The sequence below is a fragment of the Halomonas citrativorans genome, assembly GCF_014898005.1.
In the GTDB taxonomy this organism is placed as follows: domain Bacteria; phylum Pseudomonadota; class Gammaproteobacteria; order Pseudomonadales; family Halomonadaceae; genus Vreelandella; species Vreelandella citrativorans.
The window spans coordinates 37462-54615 of the sequence record NZ_JABUYX010000023.1 but is presented as its reverse complement, the minus strand read 5'-3'; the positions used below and the strand labels follow the sequence as shown (position 1 = coordinate 54615).

Annotated in this window: 7 protein-coding genes and 1 pseudogene; 7 read left to right on the top strand and 1 reads right to left on the bottom strand. The window is 56.3% G+C overall.

Annotated elements, in window-relative coordinates:
• Positions 1 to 225, bottom strand: a pseudogene (locus INT20_RS15285) (IS256 family transposase); the annotation flags it as partial.
• Between the two features lie 275 nt (positions 226 to 500).
• Here INT20_RS15285 and INT20_RS15280 point away from each other — a divergent pair.
• The 7 genes from INT20_RS15280 to INT20_RS15250 all read left to right on the top strand — a co-directional run bounded on the left by INT20_RS15280 (position 501) and on the right by INT20_RS15250 (position 17153).
• The gene (locus tag INT20_RS15280; RefSeq protein ID WP_226912201.1) at positions 501 to 719 is read left to right on the top strand and encodes a FecR/PupR family sigma factor regulator; all 219 of its coding nucleotides are present in this window, start codon (positions 501 to 503) and stop codon (positions 717 to 719) included.
• Between the two features lie 252 nt (positions 720 to 971).
• Positions 972 to 1217: an MbtH family protein gene (locus tag INT20_RS15275; protein WP_144810397.1), complete on the top strand. Its 246-nt coding sequence runs from the start codon at positions 972 to 974 to the stop codon at positions 1215 to 1217.
• Positions 1207 to 1947, top strand: coding sequence for a thioesterase II family protein (locus tag INT20_RS15270; RefSeq protein WP_193057221.1), 741 nt, complete (start codon positions 1207 to 1209; stop codon positions 1945 to 1947). Before INT20_RS15275 ends, INT20_RS15270 begins: the two co-directional genes overlap by 11 nt.
• Positions 1925 to 2701: a 4'-phosphopantetheinyl transferase family protein gene (locus tag INT20_RS15265; RefSeq protein WP_193057220.1), complete on the top strand. Its 777-nt coding sequence runs from the start codon at positions 1925 to 1927 to the stop codon at positions 2699 to 2701. The genes INT20_RS15270 and INT20_RS15265 overlap by 23 nt, the downstream gene beginning before the upstream one ends.
• An 11-nt stretch (positions 2702 to 2712) precedes the next feature.
• Complete coding sequence (locus tag INT20_RS15260) at positions 2713 to 7356, top strand: condensation domain-containing protein (protein ID WP_193057219.1); 4644 nt, start codon at positions 2713 to 2715, stop codon at positions 7354 to 7356.
• Between the two features lie 25 nt (positions 7357 to 7381).
• Positions 7382 to 10582 carry a non-ribosomal peptide synthetase gene (locus INT20_RS15255; RefSeq protein ID WP_193057218.1) on the top strand — a complete coding sequence of 1067 codons (3201 nt, stop codon included), beginning with the start codon at positions 7382 to 7384 and terminating at the stop codon, positions 10580 to 10582.
• Positions 10583 to 10640: 58 nt separating this feature from the next.
• Positions 10641 to 17153 carry a non-ribosomal peptide synthetase gene (locus INT20_RS15250; RefSeq protein ID WP_226912200.1) on the top strand — a complete coding sequence of 2171 codons (6513 nt, stop codon included), beginning with the start codon at positions 10641 to 10643 and terminating at the stop codon, positions 17151 to 17153.
• The last annotated feature ends 1 nt before the right edge of the window (position 17154 follow it).

Genomic DNA, 17154 nt, shown 5'->3' with positions numbered 1-17154 from the left:
GGTTAGCTCAAAGCGGCCTGCAGGGCTTTTCATGGTCTTGGGAGAGCCCCCGTTTTTGCGGTTGGGCGTCTCTTGATTGTCGAGATGCGCGTCGAGCTCCGCCTGCATGGCAGCCTCGGTCAACTGCTTGATGAGCGGCGTCAGAATGCCCTCCTTGCCGGTGAGATCTTTCCCTTCTCGCAGGGCTTTCAGCGCCGCGTCCATGTCAAATGTTGCTTGTGTCATACATCACCTCTTTCCTCTTAGGGTAGAAGTGACACAGAATTCTGAACACTACCCATCTATTAGGTATTTCTACAACGTTAGTTAATTTTATGATTCGCGATGCGCTGACCCATTGCCGCCAGTCGATACAAGGTCAGTCGTTGCCAGATTAGTAAGCCTATGTTCCATCCCCTCTTTGTGGTCGCTTTGTTACAATGTCAAAGAACTACGATAGCGCTGAAATTCCTAGGCGTTTACCGAGTCGGTTGACCGATGGCAGGCAGCAGTAGCGAGGTTTGACAGTAACGATGGATAACGACAGCGGCGATGATGCCGTTTGGCAAACGGCGCTAGACTGGCTGATGCGCGAGCACGAAGAGGCGTTGAGTGATGCTGATCGCGAGGTGCTTCATGCGTGGTTAGCGGCTTCTTCTCAGCATCGCCGTGTATTTCGTGAAGCCGAACAGCTATGGCTGTTAACGGGGATGATTCCAAGTGGCGATGAGCGCAGCTAATGAGGCTCTTTTTTACTCTCCTTTTTCGATTGTTAGGCTAACTAAATAGTCGCTTGCTAAAGCTGCCTCCTACTGGTGGAATTTTTAGCCTGCCAAGAGTAATTCAATGCCGCTGCCCTAGCGGCTCCTTGTCTAGTTTTTCTATTTTATTCCTCCTTCGCGTTAAATTTTCACGTACCTCAGTCGTCATTAAGGAATGAGAAGTAATTGCTTTTTGTTTCTCATTCCTTAATGACGACTGAGGTTAGCCCCATGACAAGCTGTTTTGATCGTGAAGATGGTGTCTTCCGCGTATTAGTCAACCACGAAGAGCAGTACTCCCTCTGGCCCGAATGGAAAGCGATTCCCGCTGGCTGGACCGATACCGGCGTGCTCGGCGATAAGCCAACCTGCCTCGACTACGTCGAAAAAACCTGGACTGATATGCGGCCGCTGTCGCTACGCCAGTGGATGGATGCGCAAGCCAAAAGCGAGGCGGAGCAGGTGGATGCAGGTTAAGCGTTTAAGACTGCTCTGCCTGCCCTGCGCCGGGGCTAGCGCCACTATGTATCTGCGCTGGAAGCGTCAGTTTCCCGCCTGGATCGAGGTATGCCCCGTCGAGCTGCCTGGGCGTGGTGAGCGCCTGGGTGAGTCGCTTATCGATGACTTCGAGACCCAGGTCGTGCGGCTATGCGAAGAGCAAGCAACCCGGGTGCGCGGCGACTTTGCCCTGTTCGGTCACAGCATGGGGGCGTTGTTGGCCTACGGCATGGCGGCACGCTTGCGCGATGTGGGGCGCCCTCAGCCGCGGATGCTGTTCGCCTCAGGCAGCGCGGCACCCTCAATGCGTGACTCAGAGCGCTTGGCGGGGCTTGATAACGATAAGGCCTTAATCGCAGATCTGCGCCAACAGGGCGGCACTCCAGAGGAGGTTTTCGAAAGCCCGGAGCTGCTGCGACTTACCCTCGATATCTTGATGGCGGACTATCGCCTCTGCCGCAGCTTTCGCTATCGCGGTGGGACGTCGCTTGCTTACCCCCTACAGGTACTCGCCGGGCGTGAAGACGATATTGAGCAAGAGCGTCTGGAAGCGTGGAAGCGGGAAGCCGGCGGGGCGTTCTCTTTAGACTGGTTCGAAGGGGGGCACTTCTTTATTCGTCAACAGCAACCGCAAGTGCTGGAAACCCTAAAGCGGGCACTGGCCCGACGGCTTGAGGAGGTGCCTCATGAAGCGCCTGCGATTAGCTGAAGGGGTGCCTGAGGGGCTTGAGGTATGGCGCTTAGCGCTCGACCTGAATGCCCCGGTAGCCGACGACGATGATCGGCTGCTGAGCCGAGCCGAGTGGCAGCGCGCCCAGCGGCTTCGCCATCACGCCGATGTCGTGCGCGCCGTGGCAACCCGCGCTGCCTTGCGACGTTTGCTATCAGCGCACACCGGTATAGCGCCAGAAAAGCTGGAGTTCACTCAGAACGCTTACGGCAAACCCGCCTTGGAAAATGCTGATGGGCCTGCTTTCAATGTTTCCCACTCTGGCAATGTCGCCTTGATTGCACTAGCCCCCAGCGGCGCGGTGGGAGTTGATATTGAGCGTCGCCGACCCGAGGCCGAACTGGCGCCGCTACACGGGCTGGTGCTATCGCCGAGTGAGCAGCGCGACCACGCACGTGACAGCTCCGCGCTGCTCTTTATGGAGCGTTGGGTGGTTAAAGAGGCTGTGCTCAAAGCCCTGGGTCTGGGCATTGCTGATCATTTGCGGTTGCTCTCGATCACTTCCTCTTTAGGGCCGCCAGGCACCTACCGCCTTGAACACTCGCTTCCCGTTTTATCACCTTTGCAAGCATGGCCGCTGCCAGCGCCGAGTGGCTATTCCGCTGCTCTGGGTTATGTCGATATGGCGCATGTTACCTGCGGGGTTGGGACTATAAAGCGTGAGTACACCGCGGCACTGCCAAATTACCAACGTTATTTACTGACTCACTATCTCCAGGATTCGAACTTTTAGTAGGTACGCATATGGATACAAGGCACGCCCAGACAACTCGCAGTAGCCAGTCCCACAACGATGTTTCTAAAGACTATGTTTTTAGAAGCTATGTCGAGCATTTAAGTCGCCTGGCACGGGAAAGGCCCAGCGACAGGGCGCTGATTGTAGTGAACGCTCAAGGTGAGACCACCCTTGACTACGCCACCCTGGAACGGCGTTCCCGTGCCCTGGCCAGCGAACTCCAGCAGCGGTTCCCGGCTGGTGAGCGTGCCTTAATTCTGCTGGATAACGATGAACACTATGTGGTGGCGTTTTTCGCCTGCCTGTATGCCGGGGTGATTGCCGTGCCGGTCTTCCCTCCGGAGTCGGCCAAGCAGCAGCACCTGGCGCGTCTGCTCGCCATTGCCGCCGACTCCCAGGCTGCCTGTGTGCTTACCTCTACAACGATTATCGATGTGGTCGCATCTGCAAGCGAAGGCTTCGGCAGCGCCGAACTGATCCCCGTGGATGCCGTAGATGAGAGCCGTGCTGAGCACTGGATTGAGCATCACCCAAAGCGTAGTGATATCGCCTTTTTACAGTACACCTCAGGTTCCACGGCCACTCCCAAAGGGGTGATGGTGAGCCATGGCAACCTGATGGCGAACGAGCGTGCTATCGAGACAGGTTTCTCGATTGGTGCTGATGATGTTTTCGTCAGTTGGCTGCCGCTTTACCACGACATGGGGCTGATCGGTGGCCTGCTGCAGCCCATCTATCGCGGTATCCCTGCGGTATTGATGAGCCCCACTTTCTTTTTACAGCGGCCGGTACGCTGGTTGGAAGCGATCTCCCGCCATCGGGGCACCATTAGCGGTGGTCCTGATTTTGCCTATCGACTGTGCCTTGAGCGTATCCGTGATGAGCAGCTTGAGACACTCGATTTATCCAGCTGGCGGGTCGCGTTCTCAGGCGCCGAGCCGGTACGCCACGCAACCCTCACTGGCTTTATTGAACGCTTCCGCCCGGCGGGCTTCGCCGCTGATACCGCAGCCCCTTGCTATGGTCTAGCTGAAGCCACGCTGCTGGTTAGCTGTAATCCGCGCGGTACGGGCGTGGTGGGCAAGGCTTTTTCGCAACAGTCGCTGGCCGAGGGGAAGGCCGCTTCAGCGGTTGAAGGCAATATGCTGGTAGGCTGCGGCACCCCGGAGCCAGGTCACACAATCGACATTGTTGATCCCGAGGAGCTTCATTCTTTGCCCGAAGGAGACGTCGGCGAGATCTGGGTCAATGGGCCAAGCGTGGCACATGGGTATTGGCAAAATCCCGAAGCCACGGCCAAAACCTTTGTTACCCGGGATGGCGTTAGCTGGCAACGTACCGGGGCTGACGATAGCGACGCTTACGATACCAATGCACAGGGTCACGACGCCCAAGACGCTCGCTGGCTACGCACCGGCGATTTAGGCTTTCTGCACGAAGGGCAGCTGTATATCGCCGGGCGTATTAAAGACCTGATCATTCTGCGCGGCAATAACGTCTACCCCCAGGATATCGAGAGCGCTGTTGAGGCGGAAGTGGAAGCAGTGCGCAAAGGGCGCGTGGCGGCCTTTGCCGTGACCACGCCGGAAGGCGCTGAAGGAATCGGCGTTGCGGCAGAAGTCTCCCGGGGTATGCAGAAGCTGGTACCCGCTGAGAAGTTGATTGAGGCATTAAGGGAGACGGTGGGATCCGCCTGCCATGAGCCGCTTTCTGTTGCGCTACTACTCAACCCCGGTGGCCTGCCCAAAACCTCCAGCGGCAAGCTACAGCGCAGCGCCTGCCGTCAAGGCTGGGAGGCGGGCAGTCTTGATGCCTACGCCATTCACGCCTTTGGGCATTTTGTTAGCGGCGGCGACGATGAGGGCGCTGGTGGTGGAGAGTCATCACAATCTACTGCGGAATCAGGGAGCGAAACCGAGCAGACGTTAGCGATGCTCTGGCGCCAAGTGCTGGGAGACAACAAGGAAACGCCACTGGGAAGTAATGCTCACTTCTTCGCCAGCGGGGGTAATTCTCTGGCGGCGGTGCAGTTGGCTTCACGCATTAGCGATCATTGGGCGATTGATTTCCCTACTAGAGCGGTCATGGAAAAGCCGCGCTTTGGTGATGTGGTTGATGAAGTAGAGCGCCGGTTAGCGAATCCTTCGGTCTCCCATCAGGGAGGTGGTCAGAAGCCACTGATACCGATTTCCCGCCATGCGGAACTACCTTTAGCACCTGTCCAGCGTCGGCTCTGGTTAGTTGATCGCTTGGCGAGTCAGGCGGATGACCGTGAGCGAGCCGCCTACAACCTTCCTGCGCTGTTTTCCCTGACAGGGGAGTTGAATATAGAGGTTCTGGAACGAACCGTTAATACCATCGTTGCGCGACATGAAGCATTGCGTACCCACTACCCCGAAAGTGAGCGTGGCGATCCCATCGCGGTTATCGAAGATCAGCGAAACATCGAACTGCCTGTTTTGGATTGCAGCGATCTTTCAGAGCAAGAACAGCAGCGATATCTGCAAGATACTTTCTCCGAGTATGCGAACACACCGTTTGATCTTGTCACTGGCCCTTTAATAAAGGCGGGCTTGCTGCGTTTTGGCGCACAAGAGCATGCCTTGGTGCTGACTATTCACCACATTGTGTTCGACGGTTGGTCAACGAGCGTTTTCATTCGGGAATTTGCCACTTTGTACGGGGAATTACTGGAAGGGAAGGAATCTGAGTTACCCAAGCTGGGTATTCAGTACGTGGACTATGCCGCTTGGCATGAGAAAGCATTGTCGGGAGCGGCCTTTGAGCAAAGCGCAACCTTCTGGCGTCGCTATCTAAACAGTGCCCCACTGCTCTCAACTCTACCGGCGGACTTCGCCAGGCCCAGCCAAATATCGCATGCCGGTAGTGCCCTGAGCATGACACTGAGTCCAGACCTATCACAAGCGTTGAACAAGCTTGCCGCACAGCGTGGCACCACGCTATTTACGCTTCTATTGGCGAGTTTTCAGCTGTTGATGCATCGCCAGACCCGTCAACACGACCTGATTGTGGGAACCGATGTCGCTGGCCGTAGCCATCCCGATGTTGAGCCGTTAATTGGCTTTTTTGTCAATGTAATCCCGCTGCGGTCTCGTTTGTCTGATGGCCAGATTGATTTCGGCCACTGGCTTGAGCAAGTACAGACCAGCGTGCTGGATGCCTTCGATCATCAAAATGTTCCCTTCGACAAAATTGTCGAGCTTTCGGGGATTGGTCGTGAGCGCGACCGTCCCCCCCTGATACAAACCCTCTTCGTACTACAAAACACGCCAACCGAGCGGTTCTCAATTCCGGGCTTGGAAGTGGAGGTAATGCCTCAGCCTCGGCAAGAGTCGAAGTTCGATATGGCGATATTCGTCAATGAGAGTGACACCGGACTATCAGTCGAGTGGGTCTACGCCACCGCATTGTACCGACGCGAAACCATTGAGCACTTAACCGGTGCCTGGCAGTCGCTACTAGCGCAGATCGTGGAAGCTCCCAACACGCCCGTCGAGGAGTTTCGCTTACCCCAAATGGAGAAACACGCTATGCAAAACAAGCTTTCAAAAGGTTCCAAACTCAACAAGCTTGGCAGCCTGAAATCCCAGCCAGGTGCGCGCCCCTCGACCAACAGTGACTCACCGATACGAACGGCATTGCTCGACGAAAAAAGAGTCTTTCCTCTCGTGATCGAAGCGACGGACGCTGACCTTGATGCGGTGGCGTGGGCAACTTCCCAGCGTGACTTCATCGAGCAACACTTACGCACGCATGCAGGCATCTTGTTCCGTAACTTTGGTCTGACCACACCGCAAGAATTTGAAGCCTTTGCCGAGGCTATCCAGCCGGGCCTTTACGGCAATTATGGTGACTTGCCCAAGAAAGAAGGGGGGCGCAATACCTACCGTTCAACCCCCTATCCCGAGCGCCAGATGATTCTCTATCACAACGAAAGTTCGCATTTGGAGCGCTGGCCGCGCAAGCAACTGTTCTTCTGCGAATTCCCTTCTCCCGTGGGGGGCGCTACCCCGATCGTTGACTGCCGGGAGATGCTACGCCAACTGCCCTCCGATGTGGTGGAGGAGTTCGAGCGTAAAGGGCTGCTTTATGTGCGCACCTTCACCCGCAACCTGGACGTGAGCTGGCGAGACTTTTTCAAAACGGATAGCAAGGAGGAGGTTGAAGCGCGGCTCAAAGAAGCGGGAATCGAGTGGCAGTGGTTAGGTTATGACGAGCTGCAGACGCGCACGCGCTGCCCTGCGGTAGTCACTCATCCAGTGACCGGTGACCGGGTGTTCTTCAATCAGGTGCAGCTCCACCACGTTAGTTGCCTTGAGCCTGATGTGAAAGAAGACCTGCTTGGCATGGTTGGCCAGGAGCGCCTGCCGCGTAATGTCTATTTCGGCGACGGCTCCGTGATTAGCGACGAGATGATGAAGGTTGTCGGCGAAGCCTACGAAGCCTGTGCCGTGCGCTTCGACTGGCGCCGGGGCGATGTGGTGATGGTTGACAACATGTTAGCAGCCCATGCTCGGGATCCCTACGAGGGGCCACGCAAAATCGTCGTGGCGATGGGAGACATCTATGAGCGTTCGGCGCTGGAAGAGGCCCAAGGGGTAAATGCCGATGCCGAGTTGGTCGGTCAATGAAATCACGGGGTTCGGGAGTCAATAAATGAATGCGATAACGGAACAGCAGAGCCTTGCCCATTGGCCGCTTAGCCCTGAACAGCGCGCAGTGTTGGTGGCGGCAGAAGCTAATGAAGGTGATACCCAGCAGGCAGCATCGGCGCAGGCTAATGTCATGGTGGTCGATATCCAAGGTGCGCTTGATAGCTCGCGGCTGGAGTGCGCACTGAGCGACCTGAGGCAGCAGCATGAAGCCCTATCGACGGCTTTGAAGAGCGTGGCCGGGTACCGCGGGCTGCGGCACCAAGCGCTTGAAAGCCTTCCTGCCATTGAGTGGTGGCATAAGGACTTACGCGGCAGCGATGATAAGCCATCGCTGCTCAACGGTGATCTCAACAACGCTCTTAATGACTATCGCGAGTCACTCAAGCGCCGGCCCATGGCTATCGAGAGTGGCGAACTGCTGCGTCCGGCGCTGCTGCGAACTGGCGAAACAACCTGGGTATTAGTACTGGCTGTTTCGGCGTTGGTGGCGGATCGCGGCAGCCTGCAGTCGCTGTTCTCGGGGCTGGTGGAGGCTTACGATCAGAGCGGAGGAGCCGATGATGATCCCGCGCTGCAGTATTCCCAGTTTATCGAGTGGCGCGCTTCGCTTGAAAACGACGATGACGCTGAAGAGGGCCGTGAGTATTGGCAACGGCATCAGCAATATGCCGAGCAGGCAGGCGCATGCCGCTTACCTGCCCGGCAAGCGAACCGCCATGATGTGCGGGTAGAACATGAATATGTGGACTTGGAACTCGAACCAGACCTCGTAGCGCGTATCGATAGCCTGGCAGATGAGCTGCAAGTATCCGCTGAGGCAGTATTACAGGCGGCCTGGTGGGCGTTACTCGCCAGAATTAGCGGCAGTGAGCGTGTGCTAGGTGGTTGGCAACACGACTGCCGCCAGGATTACGAGGTGATGCAAGGGGCGATCGGGCTCTTCGACAAGGTGCTGCCGGTGCTGGTTGAAGGCGTCGCTGATAGCGACTTCTCTAGCTGGATCGCCTGTTTAGCAGAGCAGCTAGAGTCGCATACCCAGGCCCAAGAGTACTGGTCAATTGATGCGCTGCCTGATAAGCGCCACCTGGTCGCGGGGTTCGCATTTTCAGAAGGCGTGAGCGAGTTAGATACGGCAGGTTTGCAGTGGTGCTTGCAAGAATTGCCTGGGCCATCGGCAGAATTTGAACTTGCCTTGCAGATTGGCCGCAGTAAGAGCGGAGCGGTGACAACCCTTTACACCGACCCATCATGCTATAGCCGAGCAGCGGCTGAGTGCCTGCTGGGCCAGTACCAAGCGATGCTACAGGCGGGCCTGGCTGACCCCGCGCAAAAGCTATTTTCGGTGCCGCTGATTTCCCCAGAGCAACAGCAGGGATTACTGTCGAGTGAGGAGAGTGTGCTCGACGTGGGCGAGCGTAACGTAGCGGCCCATATCGCCGCTTGGGCTGCCTCTACGCCGGATGCCATTGCCATTGAGGAGCAGGGCCGCACGCTGAGCTACGCTCAATTAGAAACCCGCATTAATGGTATCGCGCAGTGGCTGGATAACCAGGGCGTCAAACATGGAGATTATGTAGCGCTCAACCTGTTCCGCTCCACCGATTTGGTCGTGCTGCTACTGGCAGTATGGCGTGTAGGTGCTGCTTACCTACCGCTTGATCCAGATTGGCCCTTAGCCCGTAAGCGGCGAATGCTTGAGGATGCCCAGCCCGCGCTAGTGGTGAGCGCTGAAAACGACGAGGCGGAACCCACTTCACTGGCCCTTCCCGGCATCCGCAGTGTGGGGCTGCCAAAAGAAGTGGATGAAGCGGGTAGCGCATTGTCGTTTCCAGAGCCTGACCTCGGCGAGGTGGCTTACCTTCTCTATACCTCTGGCTCCACCGGCACGCCAAAAGGCGTGGTGATTGAACATGGTCAACTGCTCAACTACGTCGCCGGTGCCACAAAGGCCATGGGGCTATCGGTATGCCAGCGCTGGGCACTAACCGGGTCGCTGGCCACGGACCTGGGTAATACGGCGCTGTTCGGTGCCTTGTTCAATGGTGCCCGCCTGATGATCGCCGTACCTGATGATATGCAGGATGGCGATCACTTTGCGCGCTTTATGTCGGCGGCCGGTATCGATGCGCTCAAAATAGTGCCGTCTCACCTGGAGGCCCTGCTTGAGTGCGACGCTCCACGGTTGCCAAAAACACTAATTCTAGGCGGCGAGGCCCCTTCACCTGCCTTACTTTCGAGCATCGCGCGGATCTCCCCCGAATGCCAGCTATACAACCACTATGGCCCTACAGAAGCCACGGTGGGCGTGATGGTACACCCGGTATCACTTTTGCAGGATATGGCAGGCCCGCTGCCGCTAACCCAGTTGCTGCCGAACTGCCGCTGCCGAGTGCTTGACGAAAACTTGCACGCGACCCCCACCGGTGGCGTGGGTGAGCTGTATCTGGGTGGCGCCCAATTGGCGCGGGGTTATCTCAATAGCGATGCTTCGGCGTTTGTCGAGGATCCCTTCATTGCCGGTGAGCGGCTCTATCGCACCGGTGATTTGGCGTGCGTGCTGCCCGAGGGAGGCGTACGCCTTATTGGGCGAGCTGACGACCAGATCAAGTTGCGCGGCTTTCGTGTGGAACCTGCGGAAATCGAAAGCGTGTTGCAAGCACAGCCAGGGGTTAAACAGAGCCTGGTTCGCCTGATGGGAAGGGGCGGTGATACCCAGGAGCTCGTAGCGTTCCTGATTGGAGACGCCGAGGCGATGTTTGCTGAGGGCCAGGCCCAGCTTCGCGAGCAACTGGCTGTGCTACTGCCTGAACCCATGCGTCCTTCTCGTTTTATCCCTGTTGAGCATTTCCCCCGCCTGGGTAACGGAAAGGTAGACACCTCCGCGCTGGAAGCCTTGGCCCAAAAAACTGCGGAGAGAAAAACCTTGGTGAAGCCCCGGGATGCCGTGGAAGCCAACCTGTGCCAAGCCATGGCCGAGCTGCTTGGTCGCGATGAGGTAGGCATCGAGGACGATTTCTTCGAGCAGGGTGGGCACTCCTTGCTGGTGATCAAGCTGGTGGCGCGTATCCGTAAGCAGTTCGGGATCGAGATTGCCCCAGGCGTGGTATTCGACCATCCCACCGTCGCTGAGCTGGGTGCCGCTCTACGCGAGAGTTGTGCTGAGACCAGCACGAGCGGGCTAGCTGAGCTTGATAGCAACTGAGATGCCAAGTTTGCCTAGTAACATCATTTGTAACGCGGTACAGGAAGAGGATTTAGCGATGAAGGAAGTGGCTCATCCACAAGATGTGGCAGCACCTGGTAATGGCAGGGAAGGGCAAGATGGAGTGTCTGAAGCAGTTCGTGAAGATGATGTATTGCCGTTGTCATACTCCCAGCAGCAGCTTTGGTTCCTGCATCGTTATTCGCCGGATCTTACCGCCTACAACCAGCCGCGTGCCTATCAGCTGACCGGGAACGTGGATGCAAGGGTGCTAGAGCGCGCCTTTCAAGCACTGATTCAACGCCATAGCGTATTGAGAACACGATTCTTTGAGCGTAACGGCGTGCCGCAGCAGGTGGTACTCTCCCGTGCTCCTTTTTCTCTGAGTCAAGAAGACCTCTCTGAGCTGGCTACACCAGAACAGGACAAAAGGCTGGCACGGTCGATTGAGCAAGTCGCGCAGCATGTATTCGACCTTGGTGAGCCACCGTTGCTAGTGGCTCGGTTGATAAAGATAGAAGAGCGCCGACACGTTCTGGTTGTCTGCCTGCATCACATCATTTCAGATGCCTGGTCTAACCGCATCATCGAATCCGATCTGAGTGAAGCCTATCGTAAGGCGTTGGGCCAAAACGGAGATGCGCAGCTTCCAGGCTTGCCCGTACAGTATGGTGACTATGTTCTGCAGCAACAGAAGAGAGTGGCAACGGGCGATATTGCTAAGGAACTTACGTATTGGAATGAGCATCTTGGAGACGATGTCCCACCGTTAGAAATCACCACTGACTATGGCTATCCCAAACAGCAAGAGTTTCGGGGGGGCGCAAAGCGTTTCGTGTTGGATAGCAGCCTCGCCAACTCCCTAAAAGCCTTTTGCCAACAACAGCGCTTTACTCCTTTCGTGCCACTCTTCGCTGCCTGGCAAGTAGTGCTGGCCCGCTACTGTGGGCAGCAAGACTTCGCTATTGGCGTACCGTCGTCAGGTCGCCAGCAAGAGGAATTTCAGGAGGTCGTTGGCTTTTTTATCACGACACTGCCTTTTCGAGTTCGAGTGAATCCAGCCATGACGCTGCGTGACGTATGCCGGCAGGTTAAACAGGATGCAGTGGGCTCGCTCAACTATGCTGATATGCCGTTGGACGTCTTGCTAGAACACCGAAAAGTAAAGCGGGATCCCGTTCGACAGCCATTGTTTCAAGTCATGTTTGGTCTCCAATTCAGATCTGACGAGGAACAGCTTCAGCTAGATGGTGTGTCTGTCGAACTGATCGACCTTCCTCAGACGAGTGCAAAGTTTGAGCTGTCGCTGGATATTGTCATCGAACAGGAGCAAGTAGTTGGTGCTCTAGAATTCAATACCGATCTGTTCGATGAACAGACCATCCAACGTTTGATAGGTTACTACCAGAAAGTACTGAAAATTTTATTAGAAAAGCCGGAAACACGGCTCACCTCTATCGAACTACCTGATAACGCGGAAAAAGCATTGCTGCTCGATTGGGGAAACCGCGCAGCAACCGATAATCCGGTCGAACCCATTCATCACGTGATAGAGCGCCAAGCTGCTGCAACCCCAGAGGCTACGGCACTAGTATTCGAAGATCAGTCGCTCAACTACACCGAACTCAATGCCCGCGCCAACCAGTTGGCTCACTATCTGATCGGTCTAGGCGTAAAACCTGAGACCCGGGTGGGTATTGCTGTTGAGCGCTCCATTGAGATGGTGGTAGGGCTGCTGGCTATTCTCAAAGCGGGTGGTGCTTATGTGCCACTAGATCCAGATTATCCGAGTGATCGGTTGGCCTATATGGTCAAAGACAGCGGCATCGAGCTATTGCTTACCCAGCAGCATCTTCGCGATGCGTTGCCGGTGGCCGATGGGCTGAACGTCATTGATTTGGATCGGTTGGAGGTTGCTCACCACGCGCCGACCAATCCGAATGTGGCCCTGTACGGCGAAAATCTTGCTTATGTGATCTACACCTCCGGTTCCACCGGGCGCCCCAAGGGCGCCGCCAACCGTCATGGTTCGTTGGTCAACCGCCTGCAGTGGATGCAGGAAGCCTATGGCCTAACGGCCGACGATGCGGTGCTACAGAAAACGCCATTCAGCTTTGATGTGTCGGTATGGGAGTTCTTCTGGCCGCTGATGCAGGGGGCACGGCTGGTGATGGCGCCACCAGGCGCCCATCGCGAACCGACACAGCTGGTTGAGCTGATTCGCACCCACAAGATCACCACGCTGCACTTTGTACCATCGATGCTTCAAGCCTTCCTGACCCATGGCGAGGTAGAAGCCTGCACCAGCCTGACACGCTTGGTATGCAGCGGTGAAGCGCTGCCTGCGGAGCTGCAGAATCAGGTATTTGCCCGCTTACCTCAAGTGGCACTCTACAACCTCTATGGCCCCACCGAAGCAGCTATCGATGTTACCCACTGGACTTGCCAAGACGATGGGCGCAATCAGGTTGCTATCGGCCAACCGATCGCCGGTATCCGCACTTACGTACTGGATGGCGATCTCAACATGACGCCGCCCGGGGTAGCGGGTGAGCTCTACCTCGGCGGTGTGGGTCTAGCGAGGGGCTACCTGCACCGCCCTGACCTAAGCGCAGAGCGGTTTATCGCCGACCCATTCACCGAAGGAGAACGCCTCTACCGTACGGGCGATCTGGTGCGCTGGCGGGAGGATGGCCAGCTCGAGTACCTGGGCCGCCTTGATCATCAAGTGAAAATCCGTGGCTTGCGGATCGAGCTGGGGGAGATCGAAGCCGAGCTACTCGCTCAGTCGGCGGTTCGCGAGGTAGTGGTGGTCGCCCAGGAACGCCCTGGCGGTTCGAGTCTGGTGGCTTATGTGGTTCCCCAAGCCGACAGTGAACTCGACACCAACTCACTATGTGAAGCGCTGGGGAAAAAGCTACCGGATTATATGGTGCCGGGCGTCGTGGTCACACTCGAGGCACTGCCGCTGAATGCCAACGGCAAGGTAGACCGCAAGGCGCTGCCCGTACCGGATTTGGCCAGTAGCTCTCAGTACGAGCCGCCTCAAGGTGAGGTGGAAGAATTGCTAGCGGAGATTTGGTCAGAGATGCTTGGCTTCGAAATGGTGGGTCGCCACGACAACTTCTTTGAGCTGGGGGGCCATTCGTTGTTGGCTCTGAAGGTGTTGGAGCAAATGCGCCATCGAGGACTGACGGCGCAGGTGCGTACTCTGTTCCAACACCCGGAACTGACATCCTTTGCTCTCGCGTTGATGCAAGCGCCCGAGCCAGCGGAGGTAAACCTCCCGCCCAATCTGATCCCTCACGATTGTCAGGCTCTCCTGCCCGAGATGATGACGCTAATCGAGCTCAATGCCGAAGAACTTCGTGAGATCGAAGCCGCTGTGCCCGCTGGCGCTAGCAATATTCAGGATATCTACCCGCTGGCACCACTGCAGGAGGGGATTCTCTTCCACCACCGGTTGCAGGAAGAGGGAGATACCTATGTCACCCCGCGTCTGCTTGGCTTCGACAGCCGAAAGCGGCTGGAAGCCTTTATTGCAGGTTTTAACCAGCTGATTGCCCGCCACGATATTCTACGTACAGCGGTGCTCTGGGCTGGGCTCCGCCAGCCTGTACAGGTAGTTTACCGCCATGCTGCATTAGCCCTCGAATGGTTAGACTTAGAGCGAGATGGTTCTCGCTGCGCCGCCGAACAGCTGAAAGCCGAGGTGGATTCTGAGCATCATCGTATTGATGTGCGTCGAGCCCCTATGCTACGGGCAGTTGCTGCATTCGATGCCGAGCAAAATCGCTGGCTGCTGCAGCTACCAAGCCACCACCTCGTCATGGATCACACTACCCTCGAACTACTGGTGGAAGAAATTTCCCTGATCCAGCAAGGCCGCGAAGATGAGCTGCCTCAACCACTTCCATTCCGCAATTTCGTTGCCCAGACCCGGCTAGGAGTAAGCCTGGACGAGCATGAAGCCTTTTTCCGCGAGCAGTTGGGTGATATTGAAGAACCGACCGCACCCTTCGGGCTACTAAACGTTCGTGGCGATGGCAACGATATCGAAGAAGTACGTGTTCCTTTGTCGACGGAGCTGGCCCAGCAGGTACGGCAACAGGCCCAGCGCTATGGTGTTAGCACGGCTAGCCTATTCCATCTAGCCTGGGCCTTAGTGCTGAGCAAGACCACTGGTCGGGACGATGTGGTATTCGGCACCGTGCTGTTCGGGCGTATGCAGGGCATCGAAGGTGCTGAGCGGGCGCTGGGGATGTTTATCAATACACTCCCTGTGCGTATCAAAATGGGCACTCAAGGTGTCAATCAGTCCTTGCGAAAAACCCACGAGGCTTTATCTGCCCTGTTGCATCACGAGCATGCCAGCCTTGGCCTTGCGCAGCGCTGCAGCGGGTTGCCCGGTGGAACGCCGCTATTTACCAGTTTGCTGAACTATCGTTATAGCGCATCTCAGCAAGAAAGAAGCCCCGCTCATAGCTTGGAAGGAATGGAGATACTGGGTAGCCAGGAGCGTACCAATTACCCATTCGGTATAGCGGTAGATGATCTGGGAGAGGGCTTCCAGCTAGTAGGGCAGGTGAGTCGCACGATTGGTGCACAAAGGTTATGTGATTACATGGAAGCTGCTGTAGCTGGCATTGTGGAAAGCCTGCAAACAGCACCGCAGCAAGCGCTAAGCGAGATCAACCTGCTAGGAAAAGAAGAGCAGCGGTTGTTAAACGAGTGGGGGGTGAACTCCCACCATCCCGATGCTCAGCCAGTCCATCAGCTGATTGAGTGTCAGGCTGCGGCAACCCCAGCGGCTACGGCGCTAGTATTTGAAGATCAGTCTCTCAGCTACGCCGAACTCAATACCCACGCCAATCGCTTGGCCCACTATCTAATCGGACTTGGCGTAAAACCCGAGACCCGAGTGGGTATCGCCATGGAGCGCTCCATCGAAATGGTGGTAGGGCTGCTGGCGATTCTCAAGGCGGGTGGCGCCTATGTGCCGCTGGATCCGGATTACCCCACCGAGCGGCTGGCCTATATGGTCGAGGACAGCGGCATCGAGTTGCTGCTTACCCAGCCGCACCTTCGCGATACGTTGCCGGTGGCCGATGGGCTGAACGTTATTAAGCTGGATCGGCTGGCTGTTACGCAGCATCCCTCGACCAATCCCGAAGTAGCGCTGCATGGCGAGAACCTTGCCTATGTGATCTACACCTCTGGCTCCACTGGGTGGCCTAAGGGGGTCGAAGTGAGTCATGGCCCCTTGTCGATGCACCTCCAGGCGATAGATGAACGTTATGGACTGACAATTAAAGATCGACTGCTGCAATTTGCTTCGATCAGCTTCGATGCAGCTGGTGAGCAATGGCTATTGCCGCTTTTAGCAGGAGCATCTCTAGTGTTGCCAAAAGGGCGCCTTCTTACGCCCAATAATCTGGAAGAGGTGGTGCGCGGGGGCAATGTCAGCGTGCTTAATCTGCCGCCAGCCTATCTGCGCTATTTGCATCAGAATTTTCCAAAAAATGCTTTGTCGGTGCGGCTGTTTATTGCCGGTGGAGAAGCCTTGTCACGTGAAGACTTTAAGAGAATTAGTAGAGTTTGTCGGCCTGAGCAAATCTTCAACGCCTATGGCCCGACCGAGGCAGTTATCACTCCAGTGCTGTGGTCTGATAATACTCCTTTAAAGCAATCGACCCAGGTTCCAATTGGCCGGCCAGTTGGGGGGCGAAAGGCATTGGTTTGCGACGTTAATATGAATTTGACACCCCCAGGGGTAACTGGGGAGCTGTACCTAGGGGGGGCATGTCTTGCGCGAGGTTATCTAAATCGCGGAGGCCTAACGGCGGAGCGCTTTGTGGCTGATCCCTTTGCAGTAGGCGAACGTCTCTACCGTACGGGAGACCTAGTGCGTTGGCGGGACGATGGTCAGCTTGAATATCTGGGGCGTCTTGATCATCAAGTGAAGATTCGAGGCTTACGTGTCGAGCTAGGCGAGGTCGAAGCAAAACTGCTAGCTCTGCCAGATATTTGCGACGCGGCAGTCGTCGCTCAAGAAAACCTTGGTGGTTCGAGATTGGTGGCGTACGTGGTTCCACAAGTTGAAGTAGCACTCAACACTAGCACCCTACGTCAGCAACTGAATCAACAGCTGCCGGATTTTATGGTGCCAAGTATGGTGGTGATGCTCCATGCCTTGCCATTAACGCCCAACGGCAAGGTAGATCGTAAGGCACTACCCGCGCCAGAGATGACCAGTGGCTTACAGTATGAGCCTCCCCAAGGAGAGGTGGAAGAGGCGCTAGCATCAATTTGGAGGGAGGTACTGGGTGTTGAGCAAGTGGGGCGCCATGACAACTTCTTCGAGTTAGGCGGGCACTCTCTGTTGGCACTGAAGATACAAGCCAGTGTAGAAGAAAATTTTTGCCTACGTCTCCCACTAAGCAGCTATTTCGAACGCGTCACTTTACTCTCTTTGAGTGAGTCTATTCAGGAGAGTAGGGAGGGAGCGAAAGAGAAGGAGAGCGCACAGCTCGAAAGAATGGCAGCGCTGCTAGATGGAATGGAGAGCTGAT

Coding starts and splice junctions, on each gene's coding strand:
- INT20_RS15275 (WP_144810397.1), top strand. CDS start 972: ATGACAAGCTGTTTTGATCGTGAAGATGGTGTCTTCCGCGTATTAGTC.
- INT20_RS15270 (WP_193057221.1), top strand. CDS start 1,207: ATGCAGGTTAAGCGTTTAAGACTGCTCTGCCTGCCCTGCGCCGGGGCT.
- INT20_RS15265 (WP_193057220.1), top strand. CDS start 1,925: ATGAAGCGCCTGCGATTAGCTGAAGGGGTGCCTGAGGGGCTTGAGGTA.
- INT20_RS15260 (WP_193057219.1), top strand. CDS start 2,713: ATGGATACAAGGCACGCCCAGACAACTCGCAGTAGCCAGTCCCACAAC.
- INT20_RS15255 (WP_193057218.1), top strand. CDS start 7,382: ATGAATGCGATAACGGAACAGCAGAGCCTTGCCCATTGGCCGCTTAGC.
- INT20_RS15250 (WP_226912200.1), top strand. CDS start 10,641: ATGAAGGAAGTGGCTCATCCACAAGATGTGGCAGCACCTGGTAATGGC.